Genomic DNA, 22,528 nt, shown 5'->3' with positions numbered 1-22,528 from the left:
CTACCGCGCACGAACGGGAGATCACGATCCGCAAGCAGCCGACCGTCTATGACGTCGCTGCCCTCGCCGACGTCTCCATCGCGACCGTCTCCCGTGTCCTCCGCGGCCCCCAGACGGTTCGCGAGTCGACGCGCCAACGGGTGCTCTCGGCGGTGCGTGAGCTCGGCTACGTGCCCAGCGCCAGCGCCCGCGGGCTGGCCGGGCGCCGGACCAAGGTGCTCGGACTGCTGCTCCCGGGCGAGACCGAGCGCGAACCGATCCCCCCGATGGCCTCGACCTCCTCCGAGGTCGCCTTCGTCGACGACCGCGGTGACACCCCGGCGCCGACCCCTGCCAACCTCTACTTCGACGAGATCATCCGCGGTGCGGAGGATGCCGCCTGGCGAGCGGGGTACGCGCTGATGATCACCGCCGGGCGTGGGATGAGCCGTGGCGTGGTGCTCGATGACGTCGCCGGGCGCGTCGACGGGCTCGCGGTGCTCGCCTCCACCCTGGAGGACGCCCTGGTGGTCAAGGCTGCCACCCGCCTGCCGCTGGTGGTCCTCGCGGGGATGACACCCACGGACGTGGACCGCGTGGTCGTGGACAACCGCGGCGGCATGCAGGCGCTCGTCCGGCACGTGCTCGCCGTCAAGCCTTCCGGGCCCGTGCTCTACCTGGACGGCCCCCGGTCCTCACCGGACGCCGCGGCGCGGGCCCGGGGCTTCGAGGACGCCGTCCGCGGGCGCGAGGACGTGCACCACGCCCCGGCCGAGTTCACCGAGGCCGGCGGGCGCGCTGCCGTGGCGCAGTTCCTGACCCGGGAGCGCCCCGGTGCGGTCATCGCCGCCAACGATCAGAGCGCGCTCGGCGCCCTCGCCGCCCTGAGCGAGGCGGGGGTGCGAGTGCCGGAGAAGACCGTGGTGACCGGATTCGACGGGATCCACGCCGGGCGGTACAGCTCCCCCCGCCTGACCACCGTGCGCCAGCCGATGGCGCAGCTGGGCGAGGCGGCGGTGGAGACGATCCTGCAGCGCCTCGAGCACCGCGACCGGCCACCGCAGGCCATCGAGCTACCCGTGGACGTGCTCTTGCGCGAGAGCTGTCCACCGCGCCGCTGACCCCCGGCGCATCGGGGCCCGCTGACGATCGCGACCGGAGGTCTTGCGCTCAGGGATGTATGCGCATACATTAGCCACGACGCCGCACGGATGCGACGCCAGGACTGACGACGACGTGAGGACTCGCCTGTGGCAACCACGCAGAGGGCACGCGAGATGCGGCCCCGCTCACGACCGGACCGAGGCCTGCCGAGGACGGCCCGCCCGATCGCCCGCCTGCTCGCCGTGGGCGCCGCGATCGCGCTGGTGGCCGCCGGGTGCAGCATCCAGGTACGCGGCGAACCCGACCCGAGCATCGACGACGACACCCTGCTGCTCGCGGGCGACGCCGGCACGCCGATGTTCGAGCGCAACTTCAACCCGTATCTGCCGAACAAGCGCACCGCCGCGACCTACATCTACGAGCCGCTGATCATGGTCAACCCGCTCGACGGCGAGGAGACGCCGTGGCTGGCCAGCGAGTGGGACCAGCCCGATCCGTCCACGATCGAGATGACCATCCGCGAGGGTGTGACCTGGAGCGACGGCGAACCCATGACGGCCGAGGACGTCGCCTTCACCTTCGATCTGCTGCAGGAGTATCCGGCGCTGGACATCGCCGGGGCCTGGAACCGGGTGGAGTCGGTGGAGACCGCCGGCACCACGGTCACCTTCACGCTGCAGGGCGAGGACGCGCCGGCACTGCCGGTGGTGGGCCGCACACTGATCGTGCCCGAGCACATCTGGGGCGACCAGGACGCGCCCGACACCTGGCGCAACCCCGATCCGGTCGGCACCGGACCGTTCACGCTCGGCAACTTCACGCCGCAGCAGTACACCCTGGACCGCAACGCCGACTACTGGGGCGAGGTCGCCATCGAACACATCGTGATGCCCTCGGCCACCCAGCAGCTGGACGTGGTCACCGGTGGCTTCGACTGGGCCTACTCGTTCATGAGCGACGTCGAGAACACCTGGGGCGGGGCGAACGAGGACAACGACTGGTGGTTCCCGCCCGGCGGCATCATCAGCCTGCTGCCCAACCACGACGTCGAGCCGTTCGACGACGTCAACGTGCGCCGTGGCATCGCCCTGGCCCTGGACCGGGCCGAGATCGCCGACGTCGCCACCGAGGGGTACATGGACGCGGCCAGCCAGACGGGGCTGCTGCTGCCCAACCAGGAGGACCTCCTCGACCCCGACATCCCCGACGACGGCGTCCTCCAGCAGGACACCGAGGCTGCGATCGCCGCCTTCGAGGAGTCTGGCTACACCTACGACGGCTCCACCATGCGCACCCCCTCGGGCGAGCCCTTCACGTTCGCCATCACCAGCCCGAACGGGTACACCGACTGGCTGCGGGCGGTGCAGGAGGTGCAGCGCCAGCTCGCCGACATCGGCATCGAGGTCGACCTCAACGCTCCGCAGGCCGCCGCCTACGAGGCGTCCCTGAGCAGCGGCGACTACCAGATGGCGATGGGAGGCATGGGCGGCGGCGACGCCTACCAGGCCTACAACAACCTGCTCGCGAGCGACTTCTACGTCCCGATCGGGGAGTCCTCCCAGAACAACCGGATCCGGTTCCAGTCGCAGGAGGCCGACGAGCTGCTCGACCGGTACCGCTCCGAGGTCGACGAGCAGGGCCAGGCCGAGGTCGTCGCGGGCCTGCAGGACCTGATGGTCGAGGAGCTGCCGGCGATCGCGCTCTACCACGGTGGCCTGTGGGGGCTGTACAGCGACGGCCGCTTCACCGGCTGGCCGAGCGAGGAGGACCCCTACGCCTCCCCGCAGACCTACGACACCTCGCCGCTGCTCGTGCTCACCCGGCTGCAGCCGGCCGGCGGGGACACCGAGGACCAGTCATGACCTATGCACTGCGCAAGCTCGGCCTGTTCCTGCTGACCCTGTGGGCCGCCGTCACGCTGAACTTCGCCCTCCCCCGGATGATGCCCGGCTCCCCGGCCGATGCGGCGATCGCCCGGCTCGCGCAGAACGGGCCGGTGAACGAGGCCACCAGGGCCGCCGTGGAGGCCCAGCTCGGCATCCCCGACGGCAACCTGCTCGAGCAGTACATCGCCTACCTCGGGCAGGTGCTGCGGCTGGACTTCGGCGTCTCCTACACCTTCTACCCCGAGCCGGTCTCCGGCCTGGTGGCCGGCGCCCTGCCCTACACGCTGGTCCTGGTCGGAGCCGTGACCGTGCTGGCCTTCGTGGTCGGCACCCTGCTCGGGGTACTGGCCGCCTGGCGGCGGGGCAGCTGGGCGGACGCCCTGCCCACGGTCTCGGGCAGCTTCATGAACACCTTCCCCTATTTCTGGACGGCGTTGCTGCTGCTGTTCTTCCTGGGGTATGTGTTCAACCTCTTCCCGACGTCGGGGGCCTACTCCCCCACCGGCACGCCGAGCCTGAGCCTGGCGTTCGTGGGCGATGCGCTCTACCACGCGGCCCTGCCCGCCGTCACGATGTTCCTCACCTCCCTGGGCGGGTGGATCATCGGGATGCGCAACGCGATGATCACCACCCTGGGTGAGGACTACGTGACGTTCGCCGAGGCGAACGGGCTGCGCGGCCGCACGGTGGCGCTGCGCTACGCCGCCCGCAACGCGATCCTGCCGAACTTGACCGGGTTCGGGCTCGCGCTCGGAGGCGTGGTCGGCGGCTCGATCCTGGTCGAGCAGGTCTTCGGCTATCCGGGTATCGGATTCCTGCTGTTCAACGCCGTGATCGGCCAGGACTACCCGCTCATGCAAGCACTCTTCCTCATGATCACCGTGAGCGTGCTGGTCGCGAATCTCATCGTGGACCTGCTCTACGGCGCTCTCGACCCAAGGACGCGACGATGAGCCAGAACACCAATCAGGCACCCACCTCGACCTCCGTGGGCACCGCTGCCGGTAGCGACATCGACGGCCCCGGGGCTCGCCGCTCCGGCGCCCGCGCCCTGCGCACCATCTGGGGCAACCGCAAGGCCCGTGCCGGCCTGATCATCCTCGGCGTCTTCCTCGTCGTGGCGGCGCTGGCCCCGCTGCTGGCGCCCTACGCGCCCACCGACAACAGCTTCGAGCGCAACGCCGATGCCTCGGCTGCCCACTGGCTGGGGACCACGGCCGCCGGGGAGGACGTGCTCAGCCAGCTGATCTACGGCAGCCGGATCAGTGTGCTGGTCGGTTTCGGAGCCGGCGGCCTGGCCACCGTCATCGCCGTGCTGGTCGGCCTGAGCTGGGGGTACGTGAGCGGATGGATCGGTGAGGTCATCAACTTCATCGTCAACCTGTTCCTGGTCATCCCCGGGCTGCCGCTGATGATCGTGATCGCCACCTACCTCAGCGACGGCGGCATCTCGGTGATCATCGCCGTCATCGCCATCACCGGCTGGGCCTGGGGTGCGCGGGTGCTGCGCAGCCAGACGACGTCCCTGCGCTCGCGCGACTTCGTCACCGCGGCGCGGTTCTCGGGTGAGAGGCCGGGGCGGATCGTGTTCCGGGAGATCCTGCCGAACATGACCTCGATCATCGCCGGTGGCTTCTTCGGCTCGGCCACCGCGGCGATCCTGGCCGAAGCCGGCCTGGAGTTCCTCGGGCTGGGCGACAGCACCCTGGTGACCTGGGGGACGATGCTCTACTGGGCGCAGAACTCCAACGCCCTGCTCGTGGGGCAGTGGGCACTGCTGTTCGCTCCCGGGCTGTGCATCTCCCTGTTCGCCACCTCGCTGACCCTCATCAACTTCGGAGTCGACGGAATCAGCAACCCCCGGTTGCGCGAAGGGAGCACGGGACGATGAACGAGGAACAGCCCATCATCGCCGTCGAGAACCTCTCGGTCGTCTACGAACCGATCGGCGCCCCCACCACCCACGCCGTGCGCGAGGTCTCCTTCACCGTCGACCGCGGCGAGTTCGTGGGCCTGGTCGGGGAGTCCGGATCGGGCAAGTCCACACTCGGCTTCGCCCTGACCAAGCTGATCAAGCACCCGGCCCGCATCAGTGCCGGGCGGATCCTGGTGGACGGCCGGGACATCGCGCCACTGTCGGAGGAGGAGCTGCGGGCACAGCGCCGCGGCGGTTTCGCGATGGTGCTGCAGTCGGGCATGAACGCTCTGAACCCGGTGCGCACCATCCGCAACCACTTCGCCGACATCTTCGCCGCGCACGGCCACGTGCCACCGGCCCAGCGGCTCGCCCGCGCCCGGGAGCTGGTGCAGAAGGTCGAGCTCGACGAGACCGTGCTCGACCGCTACCCCGGAGAGCTCTCCGGCGGGATGCGTCAGCGCGTGACCATCGCCCTCGCCCTCTCGCTGGAGCCGCAGATCATGGTCTTCGACGAGCCCACCACCGCGCTCGACGTGCTCGTCCAGCACGCGGTGATGGAGACGATCCGGGAGCTGCAGGCCTCCGAGGGGTTCACCGCGGTGCTGATCAGCCACGACCTCGGCACCGTGCTGGAGTCCACCTCCCGGGTGCTGGTGATGCACGAGGGCGAGATCGTCGAGAACGCCCCCAGCGCGCAGATCCTGCACCGCGCCGAGCACGAGTACACGCAGATGCTGCTCAGCCACTACGCCGACCCACGGGCAGAGAAGGTGACCCTCCCCGGACTGGAGGACTCCGCCGTCGGCCATGGTGCTCCCGAGCAGGCCACGGGCTCCCGCGGTACCGGCGGCCCGGGCTCGAGCCGCGCGGGCGGGCCGGAGACCCGGCTCGTCGTGGAGAACGTGAGCAAGACCTATCCCCCGCCGCGCCGCGGCGCCTCGGCGGTGGAGGCCGTGCGGGACGTCTCCTTCACGCTCGAGCCCGGTGCCTCGCTGGCGCTCGTGGGCCAGAGCGGGAGCGGGAAGTCCACCATCGCGAAGATGCTCACCGGGGTGGAGCGCCCGAGCGAGGGCACCATCACCTTCGGCGACGTCTCGGTCGGCGGCCTGCGCCGTCGGGGGCTCCGGCGGCTGCACTCGGACGTGCAGATGGTCTTCCAGGACCCCTACGCCGCCCTGAACCCGCTGCACACGGTCGAGTACACGCTCACCCGGCCGGTGGTGAACTTCACCGGCCGGGACAAGCGGGAGGCACGCCGTCGGGTGCTGGAGCTGCTGGACACGGTCGGGCTGACGCCGGTGGAGGAGTTCGCGGCCAAGCTGCCGCACCAGCTCTCCGGCGGGCAGCGCCAGCGGGTGGTGATCGCCCGGGCGCTGGCCAGTGACCCACGGGTGATCATCGCCGACGAGCCGGTCTCGATGCTCGACGTCTCGCTGCGGGCCGGTGTGCTCTCCCTCGTGCGTGACCTGCGGACCGAGTGGGGCGTCTCGCTGCTCTACATCACCCACGACCTGCTCAGTGCGCGCATGGTCACCGACGACATCATCGTGCTCAACGCGGGCCGGATCGTCGAGCGTGGCCCGACGGCGCAGGTGATGCGCCACCCGGAGGACGAGTACACGATCAAGCTGCTCGACTCCATCCCGAACCCGGCGCGGGTCCACCCCGCCGCATGAGCACCGACCGCCGATACAGACAGAACGGAGCGCAGCACGTGCGGCACTTCCCTGACGGCTTCCTCTGGGGCGCGGCCACGGCCGGCCACCAGATCGAGGGCAACAACATCAACTCCAACTGGTGGGTGCACGAGCACGAGGAGGGCACCCAGATCGTCGAACCGAGCGGGGACGCCGCCGACAGCTACCACCGCTATGCCGAGGACATCCGCCTCGCCGCCGAGCTCGGGCTGAACTCCTACCGTTTCAGCATCGAGTGGTCGCGGATCGAGCCCGAGCGCGGGTACGTCTCGCGCGCCGAGCTGGCCCACTACCGGCGAATGATCGACACCTGTCTCGAGCACGGGATCGAGCCGGTGGTGACGCTGATGCACTTCACGGTGCCGCGGTGGTTCGAGCGGGACGGGTTCTGGCGGGCCGACGACGCCCCGGAGCTGTTCGCCCGCTACACCGAGACGGTGCTGAGCATCCTCGCCGACGTGCGTTACGTCTGCACGATCAACGAGCCCAACATCGCCGCGATGCTGGCCGGTGGGGAGGACGCCCGCAACCTGGTGGCGCACGGGCTGCCGAACCCGGATCTGCACGTGGCCGACCAGCTGTTCGCCTCCCACCATCGCAGCCGGGAGGTGCTGGCCTCGGCCGGGCACCTGCGCTCCGGCTGGACCGTGGCCACCCAGGCCTTCCACCCGCTGGCGGCCGAGGGCAGCGCCGAGAAGCTGCACGAGTACGGCTACCCCCGCGACTTCTGGTACCTGGAGCAGTCCGCCGGTGACGACTTCGTCGGCGTGCAGGCCTACACCCGCACCTTCATCGGACCCGACGGTCCGGTACCGGTGCGCGAGGACGTGGAGACCACGCTCACCGGCTGGGAGTTCTTCCCCCCGGCCACCGAGCTGGGAATCCGCAGCGCCCGCGAGCTGGCCGGTGAAATCCCGATCCTGGTGACCGAGAACGGCATCGCCACCGCCGACGACGAGCGCCGGGTGGCCTACACCCAGGGCGCCCTGGAGGGCGTGCACGCCGCGATCGCGGACGGCATCGACGTGCGTGGCTACCTGCACTGGAGCCTGCTGGACAACTACGAGTGGGCCAGCGGCTTCCGGCCCACGTTCGGGCTGATCTCCTGGGATCCGGAGACGTTCGCGCGCACCCCGAAGCCGAGTGCGCACTGGCTCGGGCAGGTGGCCCGCGCCAACGCGCTGTAGCCCGTGACGACCGCCTGACGGAAGGCCACGCCATGCCCCGACGCCCGAACATCCTCATGGTGCTCACCGATGACCACGCCTCGCACGCCGTCGGAGCCTACGGCTCGGTGGTCAACACCACCCCCCAGATCGACCGCATCGCCGCCAGCGGCTGGGTGATGGAGCACGCGTACTGCACCAACTCCATCTGCACCCCGAGCCGGGCCTCGATCCTCACCGGCATCTACAGCCACGTCAACGGCGTGACCACGCTGTCCACGCACCTGGACAACACCCTGCCGACCTTCGTCTCCCGGCTGCAGGAGGAGGGCTATCGGACGGCGGTGTTCGGCAAGTGGCACCTGGGCGAGGGCGAGGACCACCAGCCGCGCCACTTCGACGACTGGGAGGTGCTGCGGGACCAGGGCGAATACGTCGATCCGCTGTTCCTGACCCCCGAGGGTGAGCACCGGCGCACGGGGTACGCCACCGACGTCATCACCGATCTCGCGCTGGAGTGGCTGGATCGCCGGCAGGCCGAGGACCCGGACGCGCCGTGGTGCCTGCTGGTGCACCACAAGGCCCCGCACCGCTCCTGGATCCCGGACGAGAAGCATGCCGGCATGTACACCGATCCGATCCCGGTACCGGAGACCTTCACCGACGACTACGCCACCCGCGGTGTGGCCGCGCACCGGGCCGCGATGCGGGTGGCCGACCACCTCACCCGCGACGACCTCAAGCAGGACCCGCCCGAGGGCCTGACCTATGAGCAGACCGCGCTGTGGAAGTACCAGCGCTACATGGAGGACTACCTGGCCTGCGTGGCCTCGGTGGACGACAACGTCGGCCGGCTGATCGACCGGCTCACCGAGCACGGACTGTTCGAGGACACCTTCCTCACCTACGCCTCCGACCAGGGCTTCTTCCTGGGAGACCACGGCTGGTACGACAAGCGGTTCATGTACGACGAGTCGATCCGGATGCCGATGCTGTTCAGCTACCCGGCGGCGCTGCCGGCCGGCAAGCGCAGCGAGCGGTTCATCACCAACGTGGACCTGGCGCGGACGTTCCTGGAGGCGGCCGGGGTGGAGCCGGACCCGGGGATGCAGGGCACCAGCTTCTTCACTGATCTGCGCGAGGAGCTGCCGCCCCCGCCGGACCAGGCGTTCTACTACCGCTACTGGGAGAACGACGACGGCATCCACCACGCCCTGGCCCATTACGGCATCCGCACCGAGCGCTACAAGCTCATCTACTTCTACAACGACGGCCTCGGCCTGCCGGGGACTCGGGCCGCGGTGTTCGCCCCCGAGTGGGAGCTCTACGATCTCGAGCGCGATCCGGACGAGCTGCACAACCGGGTGCTCGACCCCGAGTACGCGCAGGTGCTCGCCGCGCTGAAGGAGCGGCTGGCCCGCGAGCAGGCCAAGGTGGGCGACGAGCCCTACGTCGTGACCCACGACGGCGCAGGCTTGCCCCTGCCCCGCAACCGGCCTCCGCAGCCGGTCCGGTAGGCAGCAGGGTCAGCGGCGGACGGCGTCCGTGCTCGGCTCCTGCTCCGCGGCCGGCCGCACGGGCCGGTCGGTCTCCTGCGCCGTCCGGGTCAGGTCCAGACCCTGCTCGGTGCGCCGCCACTGGCGCCGCATCGCAATCAGCAGGATCGCCGAGACCGTGATGACCCCGAACATGACCCCAGCCATCGCGGGGGCGGTACCGCCGAAGAGTCCACTCACCGGGGAGATCAGGGCTCCCATGGTGAAGCCCATCGCACCGTTGAGGGCCGCCGCGGACCCGGCGCGGTGGCCGTTGTGCTCGAGCACGATGGCCGGGACCGAGGGCAGCACGAAGCCGACCGTCCCCAGCGTCGGCACGAGCAGCAGCACGAGCGGCCAGAACCCCGAGCCGGAGGCGGTCACCAGCGCCACCACGAACAGGGCGAGGGCGAGCACCCACCCGACGGCGATCGCGACCGAGACGATCTTCTCCGGGCGGATGCGGCGCACCAGGGCGCCGTTGACCTGGGAACCGATGGTCACCGCGAGCGCCCCGGCGCCGAAGATGTAGCCGAACTCGCTGGCGCTGAGCCCGTAGCCCTCCTGGAAGACGAAAGTCGAGGAGGAGACGTAGGTGAACATCGCGCCCATGAAGAACGCCCCCATGAGCACCGCGCCGATGAATGACCAGTCGGTGAGCAGGGAACGATAGGAGCCGAGGGCCGCGCCGATACCGGCGCTGCGGCGGCGCTCGCGCGGGAGCGACTCCTTGAGGAACACGAAGGCGATGACGAACAGCATCGCGCCGAACCCGGCGAGCACGGCGAACATCGTGCGCCAGCTGCCGAACAGCAGGATCTGCGCGCCGATCGTCGGGGCGAGGATCGGGGCCACGCCGACCACCAGCATCAGCCGGGAGATGACGGTACCGATACCCATCCCGCCGAAGCGGTCGCGCACCACGGCGAGGGCGAGGACCATCCCGGCGGCGCCCGTGAACCCCTGCACCACCCGCAGCACGGTCAGCAGCTCGATGCTCTGAGCGCCGATGATCGCGAGCGAGGCGAGCACGTAGATGCCCAGGGAGATCAGCAGCGGGCGGCGCCGTCCGTAGGAGTCCGAGAGCGAGCCGATGACCAGCTGGCCCGCGGCGAGACCGGCGAGGGTCGCCGTCATCGTCAGCTGGACCCGTGCCTGCGTGGTCCCCAGCTCGGTGACGATCTCGGGGAAGGCGGCGAGGTACAGGTCGATCGTCAGCGGGCCGATCGCGGTGAGCGCGGCCAGCAACAGGACGAAGCCGACCCCGAGGCGTTCGCGGGCTGGGACAGGGGAGGTCATGAACGCGACAACAGCGGGCGATGACTCAGTGTTCCCGATCCGCGCAAGTTGGTCGGAGCGTCTCCGGGCGCCGCGGCACGAAGACCGAGCGGGCCGCGGCGCGAAACCGCCCACGCCGCATCGATCTTAGGCTTACCCCATGACTGTGACGAGCCTGTTGCTGCTCGCCGGCGGCTTCGTCCTGCTGGTCGCCGGCGGGGAGGCGCTCGTGCGTGGCGCCGGTTCGCTCGCACGCACGCTGGGGATGTCCCCGCTGCTGGTGGGGCTGACCGTGGTCTCCTTCGCCACCTCCACCCCCGAGCTCGCCGTGAGTGCCCAGGCCGCGCTCGGCGGCGCCCCCGGCCTGGCGGTCGGCAATGTGGTGGGCAGCAACATCGCCAACGTGCTGCTGATCCTCGGGGCCTCGGCGCTGGTGGCGCCGCTGGTGGTGCGCTCGCAGCTGGTGCGCGCCGACATCCCGGTGATGATCTCCCTGGCGGTCCTGGCGCTCCTGCTCGCCCTGGACGGCACCGTCACCCGCATCGACGGGCTGCTGCTGGTGGGTCTGCTCATGATCTACCTGGTCGCCCTGGTGACGATCTCGCGCCGGGCCGGCAGCGCCGTACCGGTGGCAGACGAGCCGGAGAAGGCCGGCCGATGGCCCGCGCTGCGCGCCACCCGGGCACGGTCGCTGGTCACCGACCTCGTGCTCGTCGCGGCCGGCGTGGCGATGCTCGTGGGCGGGGCGCAGCTGCTCGTGGGAGGCGCACGCGAGATCGCCTCCGGCCTCGGCGTCAGCGACCTCGTCATCGGCCTGACGGTGGTGGCGATCGGCACGTCCCTGCCGGAGCTGGCCACCAGTGTGATCGCCGTGGTCCGCGGGGAGCGGGAGATGGCGGTGGGCAACATCGTCGGCAGCAACATCTTCAACATCGGCGCCGTCCTGGGCCTGACCGCGGTGCTGGCCCCCGAGGGTGTGCAGGTGGGCGGGGCGGCCCTGAACTTCGACCTGCCGGTGATGATCGCCGCGATGCTGGTGCTGCTGCCGATCGCGTTCACCCGGCAGTCGATCACCCGGTGGGAGGGCGGGCTGCTGGTCGCCCTCTATCTCGCCTACGTGACCTACCTCGTCCTCGCCTCGGCCGAGCACGACGCCCTCGGGCCGTTCAGCACGGCGATGCTGTGGTTCGTGCTCCCGATCACCGCGCTCTGGCTGATCGTGCTCGCCTCCTACGAGATCGGGCTGCTCCGGGGCCGGCGGGAACGCAGTCCGGGGTCCTAGCCGGCCGGGAGCCAAAGAGCTGGCGACCGTCAGCGACAATAGGAGGGCCCAGCCCCCGAGCGACCCACCGAACGAGTGAGCGAGACCGACCGCACCCCAGATCAGCGGGAGCGCCACCACGAGGCGCCCCGACGTCGTCGACCCCGCCGGGGGCGCGGCCGCTCGGACGGCCAGCAGCAGGGCGGGCCGAACCCGAAACGCCAGGGCTACCGGCCGCCGTCGCCGGAGCTGATCGCCACCCGGGAGGCCGCACGCCCGGCCATCTCCTACCCCGCCCAGCTGCCGGTGAGCGCTCGGGTGGAAGACATCGCGGAGGCCATCCGAGACCACCAGGTGGTCATCGTGGCCGGCGCCACCGGGTCGGGCAAGACCACGCAGATCCCGAAGATCTGCCTCGAGCTGGGCCGCGGCATCGAGGGCACCATCGGGCACACCCAGCCGCGCCGGATCGCCGCCCGCACCGTGGCCGAGCGGCTCAGCGAAGAACTCTCCGCCCAGCTCGGCGGGGTGGTCGGCTACCAGGTCCGCTTCACCGACCAGGTCTCCGAGCAGACCCTGATCAAGGTGATGACCGACGGCATCCTGCTCGCCGAGATCCAGCGCGACCCGCTGCTGCGCCGCTACGACACGATCATCGTGGACGAGGCGCACGAGCGCTCCCTCAACATCGACTTCCTGCTCGGCTACCTGCACCAGCTGCTCCCGCAGCGGCCCGACCTGAAGGTGATCGTCACCTCCGCCACCATCGACTCCGAGCGGTTCGCCGGGTACTTCGCCAAGGCCGTGACCGGCGAGGTCCCGGTGATCGAGGTCTCCGGGCGTACCTACCCGGTCGAGGTGCGCTACCGCCCGCTGGTGCCCGACCTGGAGGACCCCGACGGCGAGACCCCCGCGGCCGCCGAGCGCGAGGACGCGATCGACCAGTCCACCGGGATCTGCCAGGCGGCCGATGAGCTGATGACCCAGGGCCCGGGCGACATCCTGGTGTTCTGCTCCGGCGAGCGCGAGATCCGCGACGCCACCGACGCCCTGGCCTCCCACCTGGGCCCGCGCTACGTCAAGGCGGGTACGGCGAGGCAGTCGGCCCACGCGGCCAACGCCGTCGAGGTGGTGCCGATGTACGCCCGGCTCTCCGCCGCCGAGCAGCACCGGGTGTTCGAGGCCCACACCACCCGGCGGATCGTGATCGCCACCAACGTGGCCGAGACCTCCCTGACCGTGCCCGGGATCCGGTACGTCATCGACACAGGCACCGCCCGCATCTCCCGCTACTCCAACCGCACCAAGGTGCAGCGCCTGCCGATCGAACCGGTCAGCCAGGCCAGCGCCAACCAGCGCGCCGGGCGGTCCGGGCGGGTCGCGGACGGCATCTGCATCCGGCTGTACTCGGCCCGTGACTTCGAGGGCCGCCCCGAGTACACCGAGCCGGAGATCCTGCGCACCTCGCTGGCCTCGGTGATCCTGCAGATGGCCGCCGCCGGCCTGGGCGAGATCGCCTCCTTCGACTTCCTCGACGCCCCCGACCCACGCGCGATCCGCGACGGAACGCAGCTGCTGCACGAGCTCGGCGCGATCGATCCTTCCTCGAACCGCCTCACCGCCACCGGCCGCCAGCTCGCCCACCTGCCCATCGACCCACGGATGGGCCGGATGATCACCGAGGCCGCCCGCCTGGGCTGCCTGCGCGAGGTGATGGTGATCGTGGCCGGTATGTCCGTGCAGGACGTGCGCGAGCGCCCCGCCGAGGCGCAGCAGGCCGCCGACGAGAAGCACCGCCGCTTCGCCGACCCCACCTCGGACTTCCTCGCCATCCTGAACCTGTGGCGCTACCTGAGCGAGCAGCAGCGTGAGCTCTCCTCCTCGGCGTTCCGCCGCCAGTGCAAGGCCGAGTTCCTGCACTTCCTGCGCATCAGGGAGTGGCAGGACGTGCACTCCCAGCTGCGGCAGATGGTCAAGCAGCTGAATCTCCCGATGGGACACGAGCGGCACGACCCGAGCACCGACACCAAGGAGGAGGCTGAGAAGAAGTCCGACGCCATCCACCAGGCCCTTCTCGCCGGGCTGCTCTCCCACATCGGCGCCTGGGACGAGCGCCGCCGCGAGTACGCCGGCGCCCGCGGCACCCGGTTCGTGATATTCCCCGGCTCACACCTGGCCAAGAAGAACCCGGCCTGGGTGATGGCCGGTGAACTGGTGGAGACCTCCCGCCTGTTCGCCCGCACCGTGGCACGGATCAAGCCCGAGTGGGCCGAGCCGCTGGCCGAGCACCTGGTCAAGCGCGTGCACCACGAGCCCGTCTGGTCGGCCAAGCGCGGTGCGGCGATGGTCAAGGAGAAGGTGCTGCTGTACGGGGTGCCGATCGTGGCCGACCGGATGGTGCCGCTGGGCCGCATCGACGCCGAGGTGGCGCGGGAGATGTTCATCCGCCGCGCCCTGGTGGAGGGCGACTGGCGCTCGCGTCACGCCTTCGTGGCCGAGAACGCGCGGATCCTCGCCGAGGCGGAGTCGCTCGCCGCCCGCGAGCGCCGCCACGACCTGCTGCTCGACGACCAGGGGATCTACGACTTCTACGCGGCCCGCATCCCGCGCGATGTCACCACGGCGGCACACTTCGACTCCTGGTGGAAGAAGGCCCGCCACGAGACCCCTGACCTGCTCACCTTCACCACCGAGCTGCTGCTGCCCCAGGCCGACGAGCTCGACCCGGACGCCTTCCCCGACACCTGGCACCAGGGCGACCTCACGCTGCCGCTGACCTACCAGTTCGAGCCCGGCACCGAGACCGACGGCCTCACGGTGCACATCCCGATCGCGGTGCTCAACCAGGTCCGGCCCGCGGGCTTCGACTGGCTCGTGCCGGGGTTGGTCGAGGAGCTCACCGTGGCCACCATCCGGGCCCTGCCCAAACCGATCCGCCGTGAGCTCGTGCCGGCACCCGATGTGGCCAGGCAGATCGTCGCCCGCCTTCCCGCCTGGGACCAGGCCGCCCCCGACGGCGACCCCTCCTTCCTGCAGGCCTTCGCCGCCGCGGCTGCCGTGGTGCGCGAGGTGCAGGTGGCGCCCGGGGACGTGGACACCTCCCGGATCCCGGCCCATCTGCAGGTGACCTTCCAGGTGGAGTCCGAGCGGGGCGCGGTGCTGGGCACCGGCAGCGATCTGGCGGCCCTGCAACGGCGGCTGACCCGGGAGTCCTCCGACGCCGTCCGCTCCGCCGTACGGGGTGCGCTGCGGGAGGCCGGCGCGGCGGCGCCGAAGGATCGCCGCCCCAGCCGCGTTCCGGGTGGCGGAACGGGCCCGGGCGGCGCCGCTGACGTGGGTCCGGGCGTGGGCTCGGCCGGCCTCACACCCGGCCTGGCCGAGGAGCCGGGCCTGACCGACTGGCCCTCGGTCGAGACCGTTCCCGCCTCGGTCACCTCCACCGGTCCCGGCGGGCTGGAGGTACGCGGGTATCCGGCGCTGGTGGACGAGGCGACGCTCGCAGCCGACGGCCCACAGCGTCTGCGCGCCATATCCGGCACGGGATTGCCCAGGACCGTCAGTTCCGTCCGCCTCACCGTGCTGACCGATGCCGGCGAGCAGGCGCTGATGCACCGGGAGGGCATCCGGGCCCTGCTGCTGCAGCGGCTGGCGCTGCCCACCGGCCGGGTGACCTCCCGGTGGGACGCGAAGCGCTCCCTGGCACTGGCGGCCAGCCCGTACTCGAGCACCGACGCCCTGGTGAGCGATCTGCAGCGGGCGGCGATCACCTCGCTGACGGCCTCGACCGACCTCGCCGCGGTCCGCACCCGGGACGCCTTCACCGCCCTCGCCGACCGGCTGCGAGGCGCGCTCGAGGACGAGACGCACCGGCTCGCCGGATTCGTGGCTGAGGCCCTGACCATCTCCCGCGAGCTGGACGGTCAGATCAAGGCGAGCACGTCGATGGCGCTGCTGGACGTGCTCACCGATGTGCGCGACCAGCAGGCCGCCCTGGTCCGCGAGGGATTCGTCTCCACCACCCCGCCCGAGCGGCTCGTGGACCTGCCGCGGTACCTGCGGGCCGCCGTCGTGCGCCTGCAGAAGGCGGCGGACAACCCTGGACGCGACGCCACCCTGGCCTGGCAGCTCGGTGAGCTGCAGGAGGCGTGGTGGGCAGCCACGCGCAGCGCCGAGCACGACCTGCCGCGGCTGATCCGGCTGGAGCAGGTGCGCTGGCTGCTGGAGGAACTGCGCGTGAGCTTCTTCGCCCAGCAGCTCGGCACCTCCGAGCCGGTCTCGCCCAAGCGCGTGCGCAAGGCGCTCGCCGAGGTGTGAGGGGGCCGGCAGGGCCGATGTCACCGCTCGGTTCTATGGTGTGGGCGATCGACATCGGAGAGGGAGAATCATGGAGCTCGAGGCGGCGTGGACTCTGGGGCGCGGGCTGCTCGATCAGCACGGACTGACCGACTGGCGGTTGGCGTTCGACTCCGCCCGCCGGCGCGCCGGGCTGTGCCGCTACGACCGGCGCACCATCAGCCTCAGCCGCCATCTGGTGCCGCTGCACGACGAGGCCGCGGTGCGCGAGACGGTGCTGCATGAGATCGCCCACGCGCTGGCGGGACCACGCAGCGGACACGGTCAGAAGTGGCGCGAGATCGCCGTCCGGATCGGGGCGAGCGGGCAGCGGTGCCTACCCCCGGATGCCCCCGCGCCCCCGGCCCCCTGGGAGGGCCGGTGCCGGGCGGGGCACGTCCATCAGCGTTTCCGCCGCCCCGCCCGGCCGATGGCCTGCGCCCGCTGCGCCCGCCGGTTCTCCCCCGAGCACCTGATCACCTGGCGCCATCACGGGCGCGAGGTCGACCTCGGCCCGCGGTACGTCGCCGAGCTGCGGCGCATCCTGGCGAGCCACTGAGTCCCAGCACGGTCCCCGCAGGCCCCCGGCTCTCTGCAGCCGGGGGCCAGTGACGCCGGGTCCTCCCAGCGCCGGAGAACGATCAGGCCGGGCCGGCGCCGCGCAGGCGGCGCACCACCAGCCCGAGTCCGATCGCCAGCGCGGCCGCCGACAGCACGAGCCAGACCGCCGGGGACAGACCCGTCGCGGGCATCTCGCCGTCCTGCCCGGCAGCCGGCTCGCCGGCCGGATCGTCGGCCGCAGCACCATCGGCATCATCAGCACCGACGGTTCCCTCCGCATCCGAGCTCGCGGAGCCGGCGCTGTCCGCGCCGGTCGCCTCGCCCTCACCGGGTGAGGGGTCAGCAGCGCCGTCGGCTCCGGAATCGACACCGGGATCGCCGCCCGCGTCCGCGTCACCCGACGCCTCGCCCGAATCGCCCGCGGCGATCGAGAACGAGACCGTCGCGGCCTCACCGTCACGCGTGCCGAGGCTGGGCACCACCGTCAGCTCGTGGCTGCCGGAGGCGGTGATCGGCGCGTCGAGAGCGAGGCTCCACGTACCGTCCTGTGCCACGGTCGTCTCGACGTCGTCCACGGCGACGCCGTCGGCCACCCGCACCACCGACCCCGGGCGCCCGGTGCCGAGCAGATCGGTGACCTGCGTCCCCGCCGCGAGCTCACCGGAGGGAGCCTGCGTCACGGCGAAGTCGCTGTCGATGTCGATGCGGTTGTACAGGAACTCACTCGTCTCGATCGGGTGATCCACGATGCGGGTCTCGCCGACGCACCCGTTCCAGCCGTTCGAGGCCTCGTCGTAGTTGAACACGGTGCCGATGACCCACGGGTAGCCAGGGGCGAAGGTCATACCGTCCAGGTTGGTCGCGTTGCGAAGCACCGGCACCCCGTCGACGTACATCGTGGTGCGGCTGGTCTGCGGATCGTTCACCGCCGCGACGTGATACCAGTTGCCCGTCATGATCTCCCCGGACCACAGTGACCCGGTGTTCGCCCACGGTGTGCCATTCGTGGTGGCCCACTGGAACTCCCGCAGATTCGAGACCGAGAAGAACGCCGGCCCCATGTCGTAGTCGTACTGCTCCCAGGCCACGGGCAACGCCGAACGACGGCCGGTGCGGGAGAACCATCCACCCCACTGGTTGTCCTCGACCGTCCACTTCTCGGAGAGGTAGACGTAGGACTCGATCGTGTACCCGTCCTCGAAGGCGGCGTGCGTCACGGGCACGTCGTACTCGGTGGTCAGATAGTTGAGGTTCCCGGTCCTACGGGAGGCATCGGCGAAGCACACCGCGGCGGAGTCGGCGGACAGGCGCGGCGCGTTCGCCTGCGTGACCGTGACGTCCTCGACCCGCGCCGGAGCGTTGATCTGATCGACGGGCAGCCGGTACATCGGGTTCCGGCCGGTCTCGTCGGTGATCTGCGCGTCCTCGGGGAGGACGCCCTCCGGCTGGTCGCCGAAGCGCCAGTGGGCGAGCGTGCCCGGCACCTCGATGTAGTCCGACCGCGCCCCGGCCGGGACGAGCAGCTCGGCGCCGCCGTCACCGTCCCAGCCCTCGCTGACGATCGCCTTCGCCCGCTCGGACAGGTCGCCGTAGGCGCCCTCGCCCGGGCCGAAGCCCTCCGCGAAGGAGAACCGCTCCGAGAAGTCGATCTCCAGGGAGAAGTCCGCTTCCGGCGTGCTCACGACCGGGGTATCCGACGGCGTCACCGTCTCCTCGTCCTTCAACGTCACCCACGGTGAGATGGTGGCGAAGTCGATGCGGTCACCGGACAGGTCGAACTCCATCACGGCCATGATCCCGTTGCCGCCGTCGGCGGCCATCTGGGAGTCCAGCAGGATCTGGTGCACGTCGTTGCCGGAGTCGTTGGCCAGCACGCGGCGGGTCTGCCCGTGGAAGTGCCCGTTCAGGGTGAGGAAGATCTGATCGTTGGAGCGGATCAGCTCCTCCCACATCTCCTGCCCGAACCAGAAGTCGGTCGCCTCACCGGTCGCCTTGTCGATGTCGATGATGGCGTGCGAGGTCAGGATCGTCGGGAGCGTCGGGTGCGCATCGAGCACCGCCTGCGCCCACGCCCAAGTCCCCGGTTCGGCGTTCCAGCCGATCGCCAGCACGAGGAACTCCTGCCCTTCCGCCTCGAAGACGTGGGCGTTCGAGTAGCCGTTCTGATGGCTGGAGACGAGGGTGTCGCCGGAGAGCCTGCTCGCCGGGAAGTTCGCGAGGTAGTTCGAGGCATTGGCTTCCGAGCTCCGGGTGCCCCAGTCGGCGACGTCGTGGTTACCCGGCAGGACCGAGTAGCCCATTCCCGCCTCGTCCAGGACGGCCATCGCACGGTCGCCGGCCTCCCACTCACCGGAGACCCACTCCTGGTCCACCACGTCACCGAGGTGCGTGGTGAACTGGATGTTGAGCTCCTCGGCGTTGTCGACGAGCCAGTTGGTCTGCACCTCGAACGGGTCCGTGCCGTAGCGCGGCACGAACTGGTCGGCCGAGTACCGCGTGTAGAACTGGGTGTCCGGCAGGACCGCGACGGTGAACCGCGAGCCCGGGTCCTCCGCTGCCTGTGCCTGCTGCGCCGTGACGGGAGCCGCCAGGGCGGCCGCCGTGGCGGCAGCTCCCAGCAGAGCCACCCAGCGCTTGGTCGTGGTGTTCATGACTCTCTCCTTGCTCACAGGCCCGGTCCCCAGACCTCGAACTCCGCCAACTGCATCCAGGAGGCGTCCGACTTGTGCTCGAATACGGCGCGAAAGCCCGTCGCGGTGACGGCGTCGAAGTCCGTCTCCAGCTGCAGGCGTCCGCCGTCATTGGTCAACGTGCCCACGGAGACGTCCTCCCAGCCGCCGCGCATGTTGCGCCATTGGAAGGTCACTGCCCCGATGTTGTCCGCGCCCGAGAACTCGTAGAGAGCGGCGCCGTCGACCTGGGTGGGCCGTTCGAAGTAGTAGGCGACCCAGTTCGGGTTCACCCGGTTGCTCGCACCGCCGGAGCGCCAGTCGCCGAAAGCCTCGGCCTCCCGGTTGCCGTCGGTGAGGCCGCTGAGATCCTCCTCGCCCGCGAAGCGCCAGGAGCGCACCCCACCGGCACGCAGGACATTCACCTCGGACGGCGGAGTGAGGGTGACACGCAGCGAGGCCGCGAAGCCGAGGTCGGCCACGGCCGGCACGGTGAACTCACCGACGCCGGTGAGTGCCTCGGGGTCGATCGCGTCCCAGTCCCAGCGCACGGGCGCCTCGACCGTCATGTCGGATCCGCTGACGGACCGTTCGACGGTGCGAGGGGCCAGCGACCGCAGCGCGTCCAGGCGCACCCCGGCGAAGCTCGTCAGCTCGCTCTCGAGCGCGTCACCGACGGTGCCCACGGTGAACCGTGCCTCGACACGGACCGTGTCGCCGAAGAGGCCGTCGCCATAGCCCGAGAACTCCACGACGCCCTCGGTCTCCCAGACCTCGTCCTCGGGCATCTCCCAGCGGATGTCCGACACCTCGGCCGTGGGACCCCACCCGTATGCCGCGGTGACGGCGCTGGGCAGGTCGGGGACAGATCCGGGAATGACGAGCCCACCGATCCCGTCGGTGGTGGCCTGCACCGGATGGATATACCAGGACTCGTTGCCGCCGAAGTCGCCGGCGTCCCAGGTACCGACCTGGGCGCCGTCCGCGGTGTTCCAGTCGTAGAGGTTCAGCGCGGCGTCGTTGCCGTTCAGTGGCCGGCTGTTGATCAGCATCGAGCGGTCACCACGCGTGGTGATCGACCAGGTCGCCAGGTCCTCGGCCGCCGCAGCCGCCGGGGTGAGGTCCAGCAGCTCGAGCGCACGGGACCCCTCGGCACGGGCGAGCACGTCCCCCGCTGCGCTCGTGAGAACGACGGTGTCCGGGGCACCCGCGACGGAGTACATCACGACGGCCTGCGCGGTCAGGGCCTCCGGCTCGGTGGCGATCGTGCGGGTGAACAGCGGGAGGCCCTGCGCCCCGATCACGGCCGTCTTCCCGGCCGCGTGGGCGCTCTCGATGAGGACCGGCCGGGGTTCTCCGACGGCTGCGCCGTCGGCGGCGGTGTCGGCCGATGCCGACTCGCCACCGATCCCGGCGCCGAGTCCCGCCGCGACGAGGGCGAGGCCGGCGAGGCCCGCTCCCCACGCGCGAAGGGAACCAGTGGGCAACTTCATCTCACTCCTCGATGTGGCATCTTTCGGGGGACAGCAGACAAGACCGGACAGGGCGAGCGCTGCCGGGTCAGGGGAGATACCGCGATACCGGCACGACGGCGCCGATCACGACCGAGTGCACGCTAGGGACGCCGGGTGAACGCGACCTCGCCGGCCGGTGACCACACGTGCACCGGAAGCTGAACGGCCGGTGCTCCCGCCCTCAACCCGGCTAGTGGCGCCATCCCCTCGAGAGGCGGCTGCCGCTGGGCTGACTAGCCTGGGAGGAGACGAGCGGTAGGGGGTGAGCATGGACGACACCGATGATGCCGAGACCACGCCGCAGGCGGCGCTGGACGCCGCATTCGCGGCCACACCACGCGAGTGGTTCCTGCCCCCGGAGGCGCAGCGCGAGGCGGGTGAGGACCGTCCCGTGCACCTGCGCGAGGGCCAGACCTGCTCCCAGCCGACGACGGTGCACCAGATGCTCTCCCTGCTGGCGGTCCCGCGCGGTGCGCGCGTGCTCGACGTCGGCAGCGGCAGCGGCTGGACCACCGCGCTGCTCGCGCAGCTGGTGGGCGAGGGCGGCCGTGTCGACGGCGTGGAGGTCCGCCCGGCGCTGGTGGCCCAGGGCCAGGCGAACCTCGAGCGTGCGCACCTGCCCTGGGCACGCATCCACCAGGCGCCACCGGCCACGCTCGGTCTCCCGGACGGCGCTCCGTACGACCGGATCCTGGTCTCCGCCAGCGCCGGCCGGCTCCCGGCGTCACTGATCGACCAGCTCGCCGATGACGGCAGGATGGTCGTGCCCATCGGGACCACGATGACGATCATCGAGCGCACCGGCGGACACATCCGCACCCGCCATGCCGGGCAGTACCGGTTCGTCCCGCTGCTGGACCCCGAGGCCTCGCTGGGCGAGTGATGACTCCTCCTTGCGATGGAGCACCGATGGGCACCTCTCCCCCGCGCCGCCGATGGCAGCGGGCCCCGCACCGCCGTACGGTGGCAGGAGTCGAACGAGGAGGATGACCCAGATGTCGTATCCGCAGAGTCCGAACCAGCCGCAGGACCCGCACCAGCCGTACGGCACCGATCAGCCGTACGCACCGAACCAGCCACAGTCCGACCAGACCCCGCCGACGGCGCCGCCGTACATGGGCCCGCACGTGCCCGGCCCCGAGCGCACGCAGCCGCCGATCGCGCCGACCGCGGGTGACCCCTACGGCGGGTCCTCCTCCTACGGCGGCCCCGGCGCCTCCGGCGCCCGCCCGGGTGGTGTGACGGCAGCCTCGATCATGACCTGGGTCGGGAGCGCGCTGATGCTCGTGCTCGGGTTCCTGCTGCTGGCTGCCTCGGGTATGGAGAGCGAGCTGGCCGACGCCGGCGTCCCCTCGGAGGTCATGGACATCCTGCCGGTGTTCGGTGGGTTCATGATGGTCGTCGCCATCATTGCGATCGTGCTCGGCGTGCTCGCCTTCCGGCGCAGCAAGGTCGGGCTCTACGGTCTGCTGGTGCTGGGCGCCCTCTACCTGATCCTCAACATCATCGGCATCGCCTCCGGTGCCGGCGGCGCCGGAGTGGTGGGCATCGTCTGGGTCGTCGTGGCGTGCGCCCTGCTGTTCCGCGCCAAGTCCTGGTACGACAGGGACCGCACCGCCGTCTGAGCT

15 protein-coding genes are annotated in these 22,528 nt (G+C 70.9%); 12 read left to right on the top strand and 3 right to left on the bottom strand.

Annotation, left to right across the window (positions count from 1 at the left end; translation table 11 throughout):
* Positions 1-20: 20 nt before the first annotated feature.
* From LQF12_RS01175 to LQF12_RS01145, 7 genes are all read left to right on the top strand, one after another.
* Positions 21-1,100, top strand: coding sequence for a LacI family DNA-binding transcriptional regulator (locus LQF12_RS01175; RefSeq protein ID WP_231055477.1), 1,080 nt, complete (start codon positions 21-23; stop codon positions 1,098-1,100).
* Positions 1,101-1,229: 129 nt separating this feature from the next.
* The gene (locus tag LQF12_RS01170; protein WP_231054185.1) at positions 1,230-2,945 is read left to right on the top strand and encodes an ABC transporter substrate-binding protein; all 1,716 of its coding nucleotides are present in this window, start codon (positions 1,230-1,232) and stop codon (positions 2,943-2,945) included.
* Positions 2,942-3,922 (top strand): ABC transporter permease, encoded by a 981-nt coding sequence (locus tag LQF12_RS01165; protein WP_231054184.1) that lies wholly within the window; start codon positions 2,942-2,944, stop codon positions 3,920-3,922. The genes LQF12_RS01170 and LQF12_RS01165 overlap by 4 nt, the downstream gene beginning before the upstream one ends.
* Positions 3,919-4,860, top strand: coding sequence for an ABC transporter permease (locus LQF12_RS01160; protein ID WP_231054183.1), 942 nt, complete (start codon positions 3,919-3,921; stop codon positions 4,858-4,860). Before LQF12_RS01165 ends, LQF12_RS01160 begins: the two co-directional genes overlap by 4 nt.
* Positions 4,857-6,563, top strand: coding sequence for an ABC transporter ATP-binding protein (locus LQF12_RS01155; protein WP_231054182.1), 1,707 nt, complete (start codon positions 4,857-4,859; stop codon positions 6,561-6,563). Before LQF12_RS01160 ends, LQF12_RS01155 begins: the two co-directional genes overlap by 4 nt.
* Before the next feature lie 38 nt (positions 6,564-6,601).
* Entirely contained in the window at positions 6,602-7,771 is a 1,170-nt protein-coding gene (locus LQF12_RS01150; protein WP_231054181.1) for a glycoside hydrolase family 1 protein, read from the top strand.
* 32 nt (positions 7,772-7,803) lie between these two features.
* Positions 7,804-9,267, top strand: coding sequence for a sulfatase family protein (locus LQF12_RS01145; RefSeq protein ID WP_231054180.1), 1,464 nt, complete (start codon positions 7,804-7,806; stop codon positions 9,265-9,267).
* 9 nt (positions 9,268-9,276) lie between these two features.
* Here LQF12_RS01145 and LQF12_RS01140 read toward each other — a convergent pair whose 3' ends face one another.
* Positions 9,277-10,584 carry a multidrug effflux MFS transporter gene (locus LQF12_RS01140; RefSeq protein WP_231054179.1) on the bottom strand — a complete coding sequence of 436 codons (1,308 nt, stop codon included), beginning with the start codon at positions 10,582-10,584 and terminating at the stop codon, positions 9,277-9,279.
* 139 nt (positions 10,585-10,723) lie between these two features.
* Here LQF12_RS01140 and LQF12_RS01135 point away from each other — a divergent pair, with 139 nt between their 5' ends.
* The 3 genes from LQF12_RS01135 (at position 10,724) to LQF12_RS01125 (ending at position 16,715) form a co-directional block, all read left to right on the top strand.
* Positions 10,724-11,845 (top strand): calcium/sodium antiporter, encoded by a 1,122-nt coding sequence (locus tag LQF12_RS01135; protein WP_231054178.1) that lies wholly within the window; start codon positions 10,724-10,726, stop codon positions 11,843-11,845.
* 75 nt (positions 11,846-11,920) lie between these two features.
* Positions 11,921-16,138: an ATP-dependent RNA helicase HrpA gene (hrpA, locus tag LQF12_RS01130; protein WP_231054177.1), complete on the top strand. Its 4,218-nt coding sequence runs from the start codon at positions 11,921-11,923 to the stop codon at positions 16,136-16,138.
* A 70-nt stretch (positions 16,139-16,208) separates the two neighbouring features.
* Positions 16,209-16,715: a SprT-like domain-containing protein gene (locus LQF12_RS01125; RefSeq protein WP_231054176.1), complete on the top strand. Its 507-nt coding sequence runs from the start codon at positions 16,209-16,211 to the stop codon at positions 16,713-16,715.
* Positions 16,716-16,797: 82 nt separating this feature from the next.
* On the opposite strand, the gene LQF12_RS01120 is transcribed toward LQF12_RS01125, so the two are convergent.
* Both LQF12_RS01120 and LQF12_RS01115 read right to left on the bottom strand, forming a co-directional pair.
* On the bottom strand, positions 16,798-19,368 hold the full coding sequence (locus LQF12_RS01120; RefSeq protein WP_231054175.1) for a LamG-like jellyroll fold domain-containing protein: 2,571 nt from the start codon (positions 19,366-19,368) through the stop codon (positions 16,798-16,800).
* A gap of 14 nt (positions 19,369-19,382) precedes the next feature.
* Complete coding sequence (locus LQF12_RS01115) at positions 19,383-20,879, bottom strand: Ig-like domain-containing protein (RefSeq protein WP_231054174.1); 1,497 nt, start codon at positions 20,877-20,879, stop codon at positions 19,383-19,385.
* Positions 20,880-21,168: 289 nt separating this feature from the next.
* Here LQF12_RS01115 and LQF12_RS01110 point away from each other — a divergent pair, with 289 nt between their 5' ends.
* Both LQF12_RS01110 and LQF12_RS01105 read left to right on the top strand, forming a co-directional pair.
* The gene (locus LQF12_RS01110) at positions 21,169-21,783 is read left to right on the top strand and encodes a protein-L-isoaspartate O-methyltransferase family protein (RefSeq protein ID WP_231054173.1); all 615 of its coding nucleotides are present in this window, start codon (positions 21,169-21,171) and stop codon (positions 21,781-21,783) included.
* A gap of 112 nt (positions 21,784-21,895) precedes the next feature.
* Positions 21,896-22,525 (top strand): DUF4064 domain-containing protein, encoded by a 630-nt coding sequence (locus tag LQF12_RS01105; RefSeq protein ID WP_231054172.1) that lies wholly within the window; start codon positions 21,896-21,898, stop codon positions 22,523-22,525.
* Positions 22,526-22,528 lie beyond the last annotated feature (3 nt).

Source organism: Ruania suaedae (genome assembly GCF_021049265.1).
GTDB classification, from domain to species: domain Bacteria; phylum Actinomycetota; class Actinomycetes; order Actinomycetales; family Beutenbergiaceae; genus Ruania; species Ruania suaedae.
This window is presented reverse-complemented; position numbering and strand designations above follow the sequence as displayed.

Coding starts and splice junctions, on each gene's coding strand:
- LQF12_RS01165 (WP_231054184.1), top strand. CDS start 2,942: ATGACCTATGCACTGCGCAAGCTCGGCCTGTTCCTGCTGACCCTGTGG.
- LQF12_RS01160 (WP_231054183.1), top strand. CDS start 3,919: ATGAGCCAGAACACCAATCAGGCACCCACCTCGACCTCCGTGGGCACC.
- LQF12_RS01155 (WP_231054182.1), top strand. CDS start 4,857: ATGAACGAGGAACAGCCCATCATCGCCGTCGAGAACCTCTCGGTCGTC.
- LQF12_RS01145 (WP_231054180.1), top strand. CDS start 7,804: ATGCCCCGACGCCCGAACATCCTCATGGTGCTCACCGATGACCACGCC.
- LQF12_RS01140 (WP_231054179.1), bottom strand. CDS start 10,584: ATGACCTCCCCTGTCCCAGCCCGCGAACGCCTCGGGGTCGGCTTCGTC.
- LQF12_RS01135 (WP_231054178.1), top strand. CDS start 10,724: ATGACTGTGACGAGCCTGTTGCTGCTCGCCGGCGGCTTCGTCCTGCTG.
- LQF12_RS01125 (WP_231054176.1), top strand. CDS start 16,209: ATGGAGCTCGAGGCGGCGTGGACTCTGGGGCGCGGGCTGCTCGATCAG.
- LQF12_RS01120 (WP_231054175.1), bottom strand. CDS start 19,368: ATGAACACCACGACCAAGCGCTGGGTGGCTCTGCTGGGAGCTGCCGCC.
- LQF12_RS01115 (WP_231054174.1), bottom strand. CDS start 20,879: ATGAAGTTGCCCACTGGTTCCCTTCGCGCGTGGGGAGCGGGCCTCGCC.
- LQF12_RS01110 (WP_231054173.1), top strand. CDS start 21,169: ATGGACGACACCGATGATGCCGAGACCACGCCGCAGGCGGCGCTGGAC.
- LQF12_RS01105 (WP_231054172.1), top strand. CDS start 21,896: ATGTCGTATCCGCAGAGTCCGAACCAGCCGCAGGACCCGCACCAGCCG.